The organism is Halomicrococcus gelatinilyticus (assembly GCA_024227995.1).
GTDB classification, from domain to species: Archaea; Halobacteriota; Halobacteria; order Halobacteriales; family Haladaptataceae; genus Halomicrococcus; species Halomicrococcus gelatinilyticus.
This window is the reverse complement of record CP100468.1, coordinates 1-12,646: the sequence shown is the minus strand read 5'-3', so window position 1 is coordinate 12,646 and position 12,646 is coordinate 1. Positions and strand designations below refer to the sequence as shown.

10 protein-coding genes and 1 pseudogene are annotated in these 12,646 nt (G+C 65.9%); 6 read left to right on the top strand and 5 right to left on the bottom strand.

Annotation, left to right across the window (positions count from 1 at the left end):
- Positions 1 to 190 precede the first annotated feature (190 nt).
- A complete protein-coding gene (locus NKT36_RS18920) occupies positions 191 to 544 on the top strand; it encodes a PadR family transcriptional regulator (RefSeq protein WP_327054188.1) in 354 nt (117 codons plus the stop codon).
- Between the two features lie 15 nt (positions 545 to 559).
- On the opposite strand, the gene NKT36_RS18915 is transcribed toward NKT36_RS18920, so the two are convergent.
- From NKT36_RS18915 to NKT36_RS18905, 3 genes are all read right to left on the bottom strand, one after another.
- A complete protein-coding gene (locus NKT36_RS18915; RefSeq protein ID WP_327054187.1) occupies positions 560 to 964 on the bottom strand; it encodes a hypothetical protein in 405 nt (134 codons plus the stop codon).
- A complete protein-coding gene (locus NKT36_RS18910; RefSeq protein ID WP_327054186.1) occupies positions 961 to 1,752 on the bottom strand; it encodes a ParA family protein in 792 nt (263 codons plus the stop codon). The genes NKT36_RS18915 and NKT36_RS18910 overlap by 4 nt, the downstream gene beginning before the upstream one ends.
- Positions 1,753 to 2,561: 809 nt before the next feature.
- A complete protein-coding gene (locus tag NKT36_RS18905; RefSeq protein ID WP_327054185.1) occupies positions 2,562 to 2,744 on the bottom strand; it encodes a hypothetical protein in 183 nt (60 codons plus the stop codon).
- Positions 2,745 to 2,852: 108 nt separating this feature from the next.
- Here NKT36_RS18905 and NKT36_RS18900 point away from each other — a divergent pair, with 108 nt between their 5' ends.
- The 3 genes from NKT36_RS18900 (at position 2,853) to NKT36_RS18890 (ending at position 3,864) form a co-directional block, all read left to right on the top strand.
- Positions 2,853 to 3,089, top strand: coding sequence for a UPF0058 family protein (locus NKT36_RS18900; RefSeq protein WP_327054184.1), 237 nt, complete (start codon positions 2,853 to 2,855; stop codon positions 3,087 to 3,089).
- A 170-nt stretch (positions 3,090 to 3,259) separates the two neighbouring features.
- Positions 3,260 to 3,493: an antitoxin VapB family protein gene (locus NKT36_RS18895; RefSeq protein WP_327054183.1), complete on the top strand. Its 234-nt coding sequence runs from the start codon at positions 3,260 to 3,262 to the stop codon at positions 3,491 to 3,493.
- A complete protein-coding gene (locus NKT36_RS18890) occupies positions 3,490 to 3,864 on the top strand; it encodes a PIN domain-containing protein (protein WP_327054182.1) in 375 nt (124 codons plus the stop codon). The genes NKT36_RS18895 and NKT36_RS18890 overlap by 4 nt, the downstream gene beginning before the upstream one ends.
- A gap of 177 nt (positions 3,865 to 4,041) precedes the next feature.
- Here NKT36_RS18890 and NKT36_RS18885 read toward each other — a convergent pair whose 3' ends face one another.
- Positions 4,042 to 4,341, bottom strand: coding sequence for a DUF7344 domain-containing protein (locus NKT36_RS18885; RefSeq protein WP_327054181.1), 300 nt, complete (start codon positions 4,339 to 4,341; stop codon positions 4,042 to 4,044).
- A gap of 236 nt (positions 4,342 to 4,577) precedes the next feature.
- On the opposite strand from NKT36_RS18885, the gene NKT36_RS18880 reads away from it, so the two are divergent.
- Entirely contained in the window at positions 4,578 to 8,795 is a 4,218-nt protein-coding gene (locus tag NKT36_RS18880; protein ID WP_327054180.1) for a PAS domain S-box protein, read from the top strand.
- A gap of 329 nt (positions 8,796 to 9,124) precedes the next feature.
- On the opposite strand, the gene NKT36_RS18875 is transcribed toward NKT36_RS18880, so the two are convergent.
- A complete protein-coding gene (locus NKT36_RS18875; protein WP_327054179.1) occupies positions 9,125 to 11,458 on the bottom strand; it encodes a hypothetical protein in 2,334 nt (777 codons plus the stop codon).
- A 229-nt stretch (positions 11,459 to 11,687) separates the two neighbouring features.
- On the opposite strand from NKT36_RS18875, the pseudogene NKT36_RS18870 reads away from it, so the two are divergent.
- Positions 11,688 to 12,578 (top strand): annotated as a pseudogene (locus tag NKT36_RS18870) (outer membrane protein assembly factor BamB family protein); the annotation flags it as partial.
- Positions 12,579 to 12,646: the final 68 nt, after the last annotated feature.

Here is a 12,646-nt window from a genome sequence, read left to right as displayed (position 1 = left end):
CGACGGCCGCCGCTTCTACTCCAGGCGCGGGCGATTCTGGACGCGACCGGTCGGCGACGTCCCCTCGACCGGCCGACATCCTCTGTACCAGTTAGTCCGTAATAATATAAAATTTGTAGGCGACATCATGAATATTGTCCGGGTTAGGAAGTTTTATACTCGCGGTCGAACCACGTTGCAGTATACAACCATGTCAGAGACACAGACAAAGAGTGACGTGACGACAGCGAGAGACCTCACCGCCTTCCAGCAGAACGTCCTGTTCGTCCTTGCCGAGGAGGCGCGCTACGGGCTCGCCATCAAGCGTGAACTGGAGGACTACTACGGCGAGGAAGTCAACCACGGTCGCCTCTACCCGAACCTCGACGGGCTCATCGAGCGCGGTCTCGTCGAGAAGAGCGAGCTGGACAAGCGTACCAACGAGTACGCGCTCACGGACGACGGGCAGACAGTGCTGGTCGATCTGTTCGAGTGGTCGTTCTCGAAGTTCCAGACCGACGAGGACCGCACCGAGGTGCTCCGGTCGCTGGTCGACGAACGGTAGAACCGGAGCGGACGGTTACGGTTCGAAGGATTCCAGTCGTTCGCGGATGGCGTCGCCGTCCAGGTCGTCGAGATGTTCCAGGCCGGCCTGGACGAGCAGCGGATAGAAGTGTCGGTTCTTCTCGAGGTCGTCGCCGAACTCGCGCTCGTAGGCGAGGCTCAGTTCCTTGTACGCGAAGTCGAGTTCGGCGCGCTGGTCCTCGGGGAGGTACATGTACGTGCCGACACGGTCGTCCTTCACGCTCGTCGTCCCGTCGTTGCCGGACGTCCCGGAGGACCCGGGCTGTTCGGACGTTTCTGACAGTTTTGACGGGTCGGACGTCTCGGACTGTTCGGACGGGGTCGAGGGGGTCGGCTGCTGGTCGCGCTGCTGTTCGCGGCGGCGACGAAGTCGGTCCGCACGACTGCCGTCGTCGCTCATGCGGTCACCTCCACGAGGTCGAACTGCCGTTCGAGTTGCGCGGCCACGTCGTCGAACACGGACTCCATGTCGCAGTCGGCCTCGTACTCGAAGATGGACGACCCCGCCGAGAAGGCGCGCTGTAGCGCGACCCGTTTCCGGACCTCCCAGACGGGCACGTCGGTGAACGCCTCCTCGAACCACGACAGCATCTGTTCGGCTTCGTTTGTCGTCTCGACGCGGTTCGCGACCACGCCGAGGTCCCGGATGTGCGTGTCGAACTCGGCCTCCAGCACCTCGATCTGGTCGAAGAGGATTTCGAGTGCGCGCTTGCTCGTCGACTCCGCGAGTGCAGGGATGAGCACGTTCCCCGCGGCGAGCAGCGCGTTGTCGGTGAGGTTGCCGAGGTACGGCGGACAGTCGACGAGGACGACGTCGTAGTCGGCGTCGATCTCGTCGAGCACCTGCCCCAGTCGTTCCCGGCCGCGCATCGCCATCGTCAGCTCCGGTTCGACGCTGGTCATGTCGATGTTGCTCGGGAGCACGTCCATCTCCGCGTGTTCGACCACCAGCGAGTCGACGTCGTCGCGCGCCTCGTGGTCGGTCAATGCGTCGAACAGCGTCGGTGGTTCGGCCTCGTACTCCGCTTCGAGTCCGAGTCCCTCCGTCGCGTTCCCCTGCGGGTCCAGGTCCACGAACAGCACGTCGTGTCCGCGGCGGTTCAACGCCCCCGCGACGTTGATCGCTACCGTGGTCTTTCCGACCCCGCCCTTCTGGTTCGAGATCGCCATCCTGGCCGCGTCGGTCATACGAATCGGCAAAACCGTCCAAACCACATAAATCTACGTCAGACGTTCGAAAGATACGCCTGGAACCGCCGGTAGCTGCCGTAATGCGCCTATTTCGCCTTTACAGCCAAGAGAGTTTTGCTGTACAAACCAGTTTTGATGGCAAGTTCGGAGCGAAAAACCGGTTCGGACAGTTCGTATGTGCCGAGCGTCGCGATGGACAGCCACCAGTGGCGGTCGACGTGCCTGCGACCGCTGCTCGCTGTCGACGCAGTGATACTGGACCGGTTCTGCTAGTCAGGACCGTTCGTTCATCAAAACCAGTTCGTCCGTGCGACCAGCATTCGACTCGACGTCAGGTCAAGGATGGCTGTTGCTGGTCCGCGGGCGAAACGGACGAACGCGGCGAGAGGACAGAACCGTCCGAGACGCACGAACCAAACGAGACGGGCGAACCGTCAAAACTGTCGGGCGGGCTGGCAACGATGTTCGAACTGGCAAAACCGTACGAACTAGCAAAATTCGAGGAGGGACGGCCGGGCACGCCGTTCGGACCTGGCAGTCGCCGGGAGGAGTACGGTCGAGAGGGACGAACTGTCAAAGAGGGTTTTGCCGGGCGAACCGGTTCGGAGAGCAGACCGGTAGGGTCCAGGAGAGCGGGCCAGTCAAAGACACGAGAAGCGTACAAACTGTCCAAACTGGTTTTGACATCCGGGCCGTGCGTCTCTGGCGTTCACGGGTCGGCGGACGGCAGATAACTCTACGCGCGCGCACGATGAATTAATGTACTAGTCGCAGTAATCGCATTCCGGAAGGCTGAATGAACGAGCCTACACGGGACGTCCCTGTCGACCGACGGCGACGAGGAGCGTGCCGGCGGCGAGCACCAGGACGCCGAGCGCCAGGATGGGTGGCGACGAGTTCACGGCGGGGAAGACGCTCCCGAAGAGGATGACCGTCCCCGCAACCAGCAGCGAGATACCGAGCCAGAACTGGCGTCTGGGTTTGAGCATGCCTCACGTTAGATATGATCGTGGATAAATCTGGCCTGTGGGCAGGCCATGCAAGTCAATGTTCCTCAAGGTAATACTATAATAATCGAGTCATTAGCAGCCGTTGGGATGAAGAAACAGGAGCTCATCCATCTTCACGGACTGCTGGCGGAGGTACGTGAACGATACGATGACCAGACAAACGGTGCGCTCGACCTCTCGACGTACAAATCGCTGAACACCCGACCGACTTCTATCCACCACTCGAAGACCGACCACAAGGAAGCGATCATAGCTCTGGCCGACGAGCTCACATCGGCGATGGACGCCGACGAGACCACGACGGTACCCGCGAGCGCCGACTGAGCCCACTCGACGTTCGACTCCTCGACGGATAGCGGTCGCGACAGTAGAACGGGCAGCAGTGCCGCCGACGTGAGCGACGGTGCGGGCGACTACCCACTGGAAGGCAGTGACGACGACCGTCGCATCCGGGCAGCACAAGGTTGATTGTCGTAGCTGTATACGCTGTATACATGGGGACGAAGACGGTCCGCATCGAGGACGACGTCTACGAGAGGATAAAGGCGAAGAAGCGCGACGACGAGACGTTCTCGGAGGCGATCGAACGCCTCGTCGGCGGCGGTTCGCTGCTCGACCTCTACGGTGTCGGCGAGGACGTCGACGAGATGCGGGACGCGATCGACGAGTCGAGCGAGCGGACCCGCGGGCGGGTCGAGGACCTGCGGGAACGGGCCCGGACCGAATGATAGTCGACACCTCCTACGTGCTCGACCTCCTCGACGCGGACCGTGCGGCGTTCGAGAAGGGACAGCGACTGACGGACGGGAACACGCCGTTGAAGGTACCGACGATGACGATCGTGGAGCTGTTCGTCGGATACGGCGCGACCGAGAACGAGGACGAGGCGCGGCAGGTCGAGAACGCCATCCGGGGGCATCCGGTCGTCCCGCTGGACGAGCACGTCGCGCGGAAGGCCGGGTGGATCGCGGGACGGCTGGGACTGGACTACGGCGACGCCGTCATCGGGGCGACGGCGGCCCGCCACGACGAGCCGGTGCTGACCGCGAACGTGGCGGACTTCGAACGGATCGACGGCGTCGCGGTCGAGACCTACTGATCCTGGAGTCGATGAATGTGCGGCGGTCGGCCGGGGACACGAGTCGCGTCGCTCGCGGGTCGACGTCGTCGGAAAATCGAGATACCGTCGCGGCTCGACACGGCGCGTCCTCCGGAAACGATCCACCGTCCACCGTAGCGTCGTCGGAGACCGTAACTCGGCCGACCGAGCCGGTCGTCACTTCACCCGGCCCGCGTCTGCGTCGTAGTCGACGACGCCCATGTCGGCCATCTTCGGGAGGTGCTTGTGGTGGAGCGAGATCCGTATCCGCTCTCTGTGCTGCTCGCTGGCTACGCTGGTCTCCCGTTCGGCGACCGCGGTCGCCAGTTCTCCGAGGTCGACCGGCGTGATGCGTCCCGAGAGGATCTCGAGCGTCGTGCGGCGGCGCTCGGACGCGAGCAGCTGGTGGCGCTCGCTTTCGTTCAATTCGACTGTACCCGTCATCTCGCCGGTGATGTCGCGTATTGACTGAGTCATGGTATCGTAGCGTGTCGGGTGGGTTGCTCCGTACACCGGGAAAGACACCGGCCGGCGGTAAGAGTGTCCTATAATATCTTAGGCTCGGCCCGCCTGGGGCCAGAAATCGATACCGGATCCCGACGTGAATTCATCTATCGTCGAGTACGGTACGAGTACGTGACCAGAAAGATACGTAACGGTCGTCGAGGCTCCGCCGGCGGAAGCTTATAAGCTACGCGGCCAGTAGACGGCGTATGTCACATCAATCGCTGACCGAGAGCCTTCAGGAGACGCTCGCCGTGTTCGACAGGTCCGGCGACCCGTTGACGACGAGCGAGGTGGCGAATCGCCTCGACCTCGGTCGTCGAAGTACCTACGACCGACTGGACCGCCTCGTCGACCACGGTCGCCTCGAGACCAAGAAGGTCGGGGCGAGCGCGCGAGTCTGGTGGCGACCGCGGTCCGAGCCGCCGCCCGAGCGACGCGAGGGTTCGACGGAGTGGGCGGCCGTCACCGAGTCGCTCGTCGGCGACGTCCTCGACGGCGCGGACGTGGGCGTCTTCGTCCTCGACGACGAGTTCGACGTCGCGTGGATCAACGCGACGACCGGGCGGTACTTCGGGCTCGACCACGGGGAGGTCGTCGGACGGGACAAGCGCGAACTCATCGACGAGACCATCGCTGACGCCGTCGAGGATTCGGCGTCGTTCGCCGAGACGTTGCTCGCGGCGTACGACGAGAACACCGACCCCGAACAGTTCGAGTGCCACGTGACTGCCGACGATGGACGCGAGGAGCGCTGGCTCGAACACCACAGCGAACCGATCGAGTCCGGCGCCTTCGCCGGCGGACGGGTCGAGCTCTACTACGACGTCACCGACCGCAAGCGGACCGAACGAGCACGCGACGAGGACCGCGAACAGTTCGAGTCGCTCGTCGCGGCCGTCGAGGAGTACGCGATATTCAGGCTCGACGCCGACGGACGGGTCCGGACGTGGAACTCCGGTGCCGAGCACATCAAGGGATACGACGCCGACGACGTCCTCGGGGAACACGTCTCCGTCTTCTACACCGACGAAGACAGGGAGGCGAGCATCCCCGAACGGAACCTCGCGGCCGCGGCCGAGGAGGGATGGGTCGAGAGCGAGGGATGGCGCGTCCGCGCCGACGGGTCGCGCTTCTGGGCGAGAGCCACCATCACCGCCATCCGGGACGACGACGGCGAACTCGACGGGTACGTGAAGGTGACCCGCGACATGACCGAACGCCGCGAGTACGAACAGCGACTGCGCGACGAGAAGGCGTTCGTCGAGAGCCTGTTCGACAACCAGCACGACATCGTCTACGCGTTCGACGCCGACGGCGAGTTCCTCCGGTGGAACGACCGCCTGCGGGAGGTCACGGGGTACGCGGACGCACGGATCAGCGAGATGGGCCCCAGGGATTTCGTCGTCGACGAGGCGACGGAGGAGATGAGCACCGCCATCGAACGGGTGCTGCAGGGCAAGAGCATCACCGCCGAACTGGCACTGAAGACCGCCGACGGGTCCACGGTTCCGTACGAGTTCACTGCCACGCCCATCAGGGACGACGGTGAGGTCGTCGGGGTGACCGGCATCGGACGGGACGTCACCGAGCGCAGACGGAAGGAGCGCCGGCTGGAACGTCAGCGCGACGAACTGGAGAGCGAGCTGGAGGACGTGTTCGGCCGCATCGACGACGCGTTCTACGCGCTCGACGGGGAGTGGCGGTTCACCCACGTCAACGAGCGGGCGGCGAACTACCTGGACCGGTCCGTCGGCGAACTCGTCGGACGGAACGTCTGGGAGGTGTTCCCCGAAGAGGTCAACTCGACGTTCCAGAAGCAGTTCGAACAGGCGCTCGAGACGCAGGAGTCGGCCTCGTTCGAGGAGTACTATCCGCCGCTGGAGTCGTGGTTCGAGGTGACGGCGTACCCCTCCGAGAACGGTGTTTCGGTGTACTTCCGCGACGTCACCGAGCGCAAGCAGCGCGAGCGCGAACTCGAAGAGACCCGTCGCCGGTACCAGACCCTCGTCGAGCACTTCCCGAACGGTGCCGTCGCGCTCGTCGACCAGGACCTCCGCTACGTCACGTTCGGAGGTGACCCGGAAAGTACCGGGGATCTGCGGCGCGCGGACCTGGAAGGGGGCTCCCTTCGCGACGTGCTGCCCCAGGAACTCGGCGACGTGGTCGTCCCACGCTACGAGGCCGCGCTCGACGGTGAGAGCGCCAGGTTCGAGGAGACGGTCGGTGACCGGATCTACCAGTTCCAGTTCGTGCCGGTCCGCGACGAAGACGGAGAGATATTCACCGCAATGGGGATGTCCCAGGACATCACCGACCGCGTCGAACGCGAGCGCGAACTCGAACAGTACGAGACCATCGTCGAGACCGTCGACGACGGCATCTACGCGGTCGACGAGGACGCCCGGATCGTCATGGTCAACGAGGGACTGTGCGACCTGACCGGGTACGACCGCGAGGAGCTTCTCGGCGCACCCGCGACGATGGTACACGACGACGCGATCACGCCCAGGGCCGAGTCGGTGGTGGAGCAGATAGCCGCGGGCGAACGGGACAGCGCGAGCATCGACCTCGACCTGCACACGAAGTCGGGCGAGTCCGTCCCGTGCGAGAGCAGGCTGGCCCCCTTCCCGATGGAGGACGGCGAAGGACGCTGTGGCATCGTCCGCGACATCTCCGACCGCATCGAGCGCGAGCACAGACTCGAACAGCAGGTTCACCAGCAGGAGGTCGTGACCGACCTGGGTCAGCGCGCGCTCGAGGACAACGACCTCGACGCGCTGATGGCCGAGGGAGCAGAGCTGGTCGCCGACGCTCTCGGCAACGAGTACTCCAAGGTGCTCGAACTCGACGCGGACGGCGACGAGCTTCGACTGCGCGAGGGCGTCGGATGGCAGGAGGGCATCGTCGGGTCGACCACCATCTCGGCGGTCGACGACGAGTCGCAGGCGGCCCACACGATACGGAACGACCGGCCGATCGTGGTGACCGACCTCGACGCCGAATCGCGGTTCACCGGGCCCGACCTCCTCACCGACCACGACGTCCGGAGCGGCATCAGCGTCGTCATCGGCTCGCCGGACGACCCGTGGGGCATCCTCGGTACGCACGACACCGAACCCAGGGAGTTCGCCGAGCACGAGGTCAACTTCGTCCAGTCGGTCGCCACCATCCTCGCGTCCGCCATCGCTCGTCACGACCACGAGCGGGAACTGGTCCGCCAGCGCGAACGGCTCGCGGCACTGAACCACCTCAACGAGGTCGTCCGCGACGTGACCGACGCGGTCCTCGACCAGTCGACCCGCGAGCAGATCGAGCAGACGGTCTGTGACCGCCTCGCCGACTCGGACTCCTACGTGTTCGCCTGGATCGGCGACGTCGACGTGGCGTCCGAGACGGTGACGCTCAAGGCAGAGGCCGGCGTCGAAGGGTATCTCGACGAGGTCACCATCTCCGTCCACCCCGACGACGAGCGCAGCAGGGGAGCCACGGGCAAGGCGCTCCAGACGGGCGAGATCCAGACCACGCACGACATCGACACCGACGATGACTACGAGCCCTGGCGCGAAACCGTCGGCCAGTACGGCTTCCGGTCGTCCGCCGCCATCCCCATCGTCCACGAGGAGACGGTGTACGGCGTGCTGAACGTCTACGCGGAACGGCCAGGAGCGTTCGCGGGCGAGGAACGGGCGGTCATCAGCCAGCTCGGCGAGGTGGTCGGCCACGCCATCGCCGCCACCGAGCGCAAGCGAGCGCTGATGAGCGACGAGATGGTCGAACTCGAGTTCCACATCCGTGACGTCTTCGAGACGGTGGGAGCCGACGCCGACGGGACCGGGACCATCACGCTCGATTACGCGGTCCCCGTCGAGGACGAGGAGTACCTCGTCTACGGGAGCGCGACCGCGGACGCGGTCGACGACGTCCGGGAACTCGTCGAGACGGTCCCGCACTGGGAGTCGGTGGACTTCCACGACGAGAGCGGCGACACCGACTTCCGGCTCAAGCTTTCCGAACCGCCAGTGCTGTCGGTGGTCGCGTCGCTCGGCGGGTCCGTCGAGCGCGCCGTCATCGAGGACGGCGACTACGACATGACCCTCCACGTCTCACCGAGCGCTGACGTCCGGCGGATAATCGACGCCGTCGAGGAGACCTACCCCACGGCCCAGTTGCTCAAGCGGCGCCAGGTCACGCGCCAGGACGACCCGGCCAGGCGCGTCCAGCGCGCACTGACCGAGGACCTCACCGACCGGCAGCGGACCGTTCTCGAGGCGGCCTACTACGCCGGCTTCTTCGACTGGCCTCGCGAGACCTCCGGCGAGGACGTCGCCACCTCGCTGGGCATCGCCGCGCCGACGTTCCACCAGCACCTCCGCAAGGCCGAACAGAAGGTCTTCGACCGGTTCCTGGCGTCGTCGCTCTCGTAAGACCCCGGTCGGTGGACGGGACCCCCGAGATTCTGTATAGCAGCATGGAGTTTATTCTCTCGTCGTCGCGCCCCAGTCATGCGATTTTCGCCGTTCGATCGCCGAACAGTGCACTTCCGCTTAGAATTATAAACGGAAGCGTTTCGTACCAACGCGACGCTCTCCGGGAAGCGCGAAGCCCGTTCTCAAGCGGGAGCGGCTTCAAGCCGGGGACTCACCCATCTGGGTCGACGAGGCGTCGGAACGGGTCCGTTCAGAAGGTTCGCTGAAACGCGCCCGGGCTGGACTCTTTTCGTCGCCGGTGGGTGACGCGTCGGCCGCAAGGGGCCTCAGACGTCGCCCTCGAAGACGGCGTACCCGACCGCCTCGGTGGTGTGGTTCGTCTCGTCGTCCGCGCTCTTTTCCTCCTCGACCGTGACCTCGACGCCGGTCCCGGTCAGGTTCCGGTAGCGGAGCGCCGCCGTGTCGCGGCCGTCGAACGTCTGGATGTCGGCGACGAACCGCGGATTCTCGTACTCCTGCCGGAAAGTGAGACGGGACCACTCGTCGGTGACGGTGTCCGCTGTCCGCCGCACCTCGAACGGGCTGCCCGCGAGTCGGCCCGTCGCCTGCTGGAGCGCGACGTAACCGACCGTCTCGGTCGTGTGGCTGCCGAGCGCCTCCTCCTCCTGGAGTCGCACCTCGAAGGAGTTCCCGCCGACGTTCCGCAGTCGCGTGACGATGGGGTCGGGGCCGTCGAACGTCTGGGCCTGCGCCAGGACGACCGGCCGCGCGTCGAAGACGCCGTCCAGCGAGACGGTGACGAAGTCGTCCCGGGCGACCGCGGTGCCGGCCGTCATCCGGTAGGGTGAGCCGTCGGCCAGCCGTAGCTCCCGTTGGCCGACCTCCGTGGAGAGCATGTGGAACGTCTCGCTGACGTGCGCGCCGTCGAGGTACGCCCACTCCTCGAGCCTGTATTCGACGGCACCGTCGGCGACGTTCCGGAGCCTGACGTGCGCCGGTTCCGCGCCGTCGAACGACAGCGGCTTCGCGACGACGACGCCGTTCGGTTGCGCGACCGGGTCGGCCCGGAACCACGTCTCCCTCGTCGGCTGGTCGCTGGTGACGGTGCTCGTCACGACGGCGGCCGGTGCGTTCGGGTCGTACGGCTCCCCGTCGACCGTCCAGGTCGCCGGTCCGTCCGCCTCGGTCGAGACGATGCCACCGGTGACGTAGAAGGCGTACGCCTTCCCCGCCGGGACCGTCCCGGTGGCGACCGCGGCGTTCGGCGGCCGCCTGGGGCCGCCGTCCGGCCCCCAGGACGTGGTGAGCGTCGCCCCGTCGTTGCCCGCCGGGAGGACGTACTCGCCGGCGGTTATCCGGTAGGTCGTCGGCGCGTCGGTGCCCGTGTTGTCGATGCGGACGAGCTGGGACGGCTCCATCGGCACCTCGCCGACCGGCGGCGGACTCGGCAGCGGCGGCGTCGTGTCGGGGGCGTCGGGGTCGCCGTCGATCGTCATCCGACTCCGGACGAACGAGGAGTTGGTCGCCGGGCCGCTACCGCCGATGACGCCGGACACCCGTCCCCACGTGTCCGGTGCCTGGCCGACGAAGATGCCGTACTCCGAGTCGTGGTCGTTGGTGACGTGGACGTCCTCGAGTCGGAGGTACTCGAGGTTCGCGGGCGTCCCGTCGCTCATCCGCGAATCGTACGTGTAGATGGCGTCGTGGTTCTTCCGGGAGTCGTAGCTGATCCGGACGTTCCGGACGTCGATGCGTTCGCACGGCGTCGGTGCCGTGATGGCACCGCCACAACTGCTGTCCAGGTACCGGTGGTAGAAGTCGCTGTCCGCGACGGTGAGCGTCCCGTCGTACGTGTTGATGTCCGCCGACGGGTTCGCCGGGTCGGTCGCCTCCGCGTTCACGCCGCGCTGGAGCGAGCCGTTGGACCACGCCTGGGTCGGGTGGCGGGCGTTCTTGATCGAGACGCAGTTGCGAACCTCGGTGTTGCCGCCGAGGCGCATCCCGTTCTGGGAGTTGCGGACGAAGCAGTTCTGGATCTTCAGCGTCCCCTCCGGTTTCTTTGCGTAGATCGTGTTCTCCGCCCAGTTCTCGAACCAGCAGCGGTTGAGCGTGAGCGCGCCCTTCGCGGACTCGACCAGTATCGCACGGCGGTTGCTCGCCTCCGTCGGCGCACACGACCCCCGGTGGAAGTAGCAGTCCTGCAGGAGACCGCGCGTCCCCGCCGCCGACGACAGTCGGAAGTACGTGCGCGCGTCGCTGGAGGTGTCCGACCCGACGTTCGTGTCGGTGGCCGCCCGGACCCGCCCGCGGGTGACGAGTCGCCTGAGCTCCCAGTTGCCCGCGCCGGAGTCCATCCGCACGAACGGGGGGACCGCCACGTTCCGCATGTCGAGTTCGAACCCGTCCAGCACGAACCCGTCCGAGTACACGTCGATCCACCGGACGTTGTCGCCCGCCCGACCCGGGACGAGCCGTGCCCCGTCTGGTGCGACGAGTTCGAGATCGTCGACCCCCGACGGAACGACGAGTTCGTCGAGTCGGTACGTCCCCGGCGGGAAGACGATGGTCGTGTCGCTCCCGACGAGGTCGTCGAGGACGGGGTCGATGGCCTGTTGTCCGCTGTCGTCCGCCCCCTGCTCGACGGCGTCGTAGGTCGGCATTCAGGCACCTCCGCTGGGCGACCCGCCCACGGTGATTCTACTGACACCTGACGCGCTGTCCTGGCACACTACGCCGAAAATTCGCGTTCGGCACCCGATGATTTCCCTGTTTCGCATACTTCGATTTAATCGCGTTCGATATCATTGTTATCCGGGACCTGAACGCATACTACCGATTGCAGGGACAGTATAACAATACCAGTTAGTGTTGATTTTGTTTCTGGAATGCATGAGTGAAGAGCCACACTCTCGGAACTATCACAGCCGTCGAGCGCTCCTGCAGTCGATGGGCGTCGCGGTGGGAACGGCCGGGTACGGAAGCGCCGTCTCCCTCGCCGACGAGGACGGCGACCGGCGAGACGGAAACGGACAGGGTGACGGAGACGGGGACGAACAGGACGACGGAGACGGGGATGATGCCGACGGTCGAGACGAGAACGACGAGGAATGGACGGGGCCGCGGTCGGGCCCCGCGAGAACGGGGACGACTAACGGTCGCGGTCCGACGCCGTACCCCGCTCTCGACTGGCGGATGGACCTGAACGGCGGCATGTACAACGTCGAACCGGTCGTCGCCGACGAGACCCTCTACATCGGCGTGACGACGGACAGCGACGACGCCGAGAGCGAGGGGTACGTCCGCGCGGTCGACGTCGAGACCGGCGACCGGCAGTGGCAGCGCTCCGACGTCCCGGCGCAGAAGACGCCGGCGGTCGACGACGACCGGGTCTACTTCGCCACGCGACTGCACGGGACGCCGGACGCAGGCGAGGGCGGATTCTACGCCCTCGACGCCGACACCGGCCGGACGGAGTGGGACCGCACGGAGCACGACGTGTGGTCGCCACCGGTCGTCACCGACGACCTGGTGTTCACGTCGAACCGCGACGGCACGTTCGCGTTCGACTGCGACACCGGCGAGACCGTCTGGAGAGCGGACGGCGTCGACGGGGCGACCGGCGAAATCGGTGACGCACTTGCCGTCGGAGACGACACCGTCCTCCGCAGTGACGGCGTCGCGCTGGACGCCGACGACGGGTCGGTGAAGTGGCGCGTCGCCGTCGAGAACGGAACGCTCGGCAGCCCGGCGGTCCAGGACGGGACGGCGTACTACGTCCGGACCGAACGACTCGTCGGCGACGACGACCGCGTCACTGTCGAAGCGCGGTCCGTGGACGACGGGGCGGT

What these genes read in the sequence shown, in the direction of transcription:
- NKT36_RS18920 (WP_327054188.1), top strand. Translation starts at nt 191, where the DNA reads ATGTCAGAGACACAGACAAAGAGTGACGTGACGACAGCGAGAGACCTC.
- NKT36_RS18915 (WP_327054187.1), bottom strand. Translation starts at nt 964, where the DNA reads ATGAGCGACGACGGCAGTCGTGCGGACCGACTTCGTCGCCGCCGCGAA.
- NKT36_RS18910 (WP_327054186.1), bottom strand. Translation starts at nt 1,752, where the DNA reads ATGACCGACGCGGCCAGGATGGCGATCTCGAACCAGAAGGGCGGGGTC.
- NKT36_RS18905 (WP_327054185.1), bottom strand. Translation starts at nt 2,744, where the DNA reads ATGCTCAAACCCAGACGCCAGTTCTGGCTCGGTATCTCGCTGCTGGTT.
- NKT36_RS18900 (WP_327054184.1), top strand. Translation starts at nt 2,853, where the DNA reads ATGAAGAAACAGGAGCTCATCCATCTTCACGGACTGCTGGCGGAGGTA.
- NKT36_RS18895 (WP_327054183.1), top strand. Translation starts at nt 3,260, where the DNA reads ATGGGGACGAAGACGGTCCGCATCGAGGACGACGTCTACGAGAGGATA.
- NKT36_RS18890 (WP_327054182.1), top strand. Translation starts at nt 3,490, where the DNA reads ATGATAGTCGACACCTCCTACGTGCTCGACCTCCTCGACGCGGACCGT.
- NKT36_RS18885 (WP_327054181.1), bottom strand. Translation starts at nt 4,341, where the DNA reads ATGACTCAGTCAATACGCGACATCACCGGCGAGATGACGGGTACAGTC.
- NKT36_RS18880 (WP_327054180.1), top strand. Translation starts at nt 4,578, where the DNA reads ATGTCACATCAATCGCTGACCGAGAGCCTTCAGGAGACGCTCGCCGTG.
- NKT36_RS18875 (WP_327054179.1), bottom strand. Translation starts at nt 11,458, where the DNA reads ATGCCGACCTACGACGCCGTCGAGCAGGGGGCGGACGACAGCGGACAA.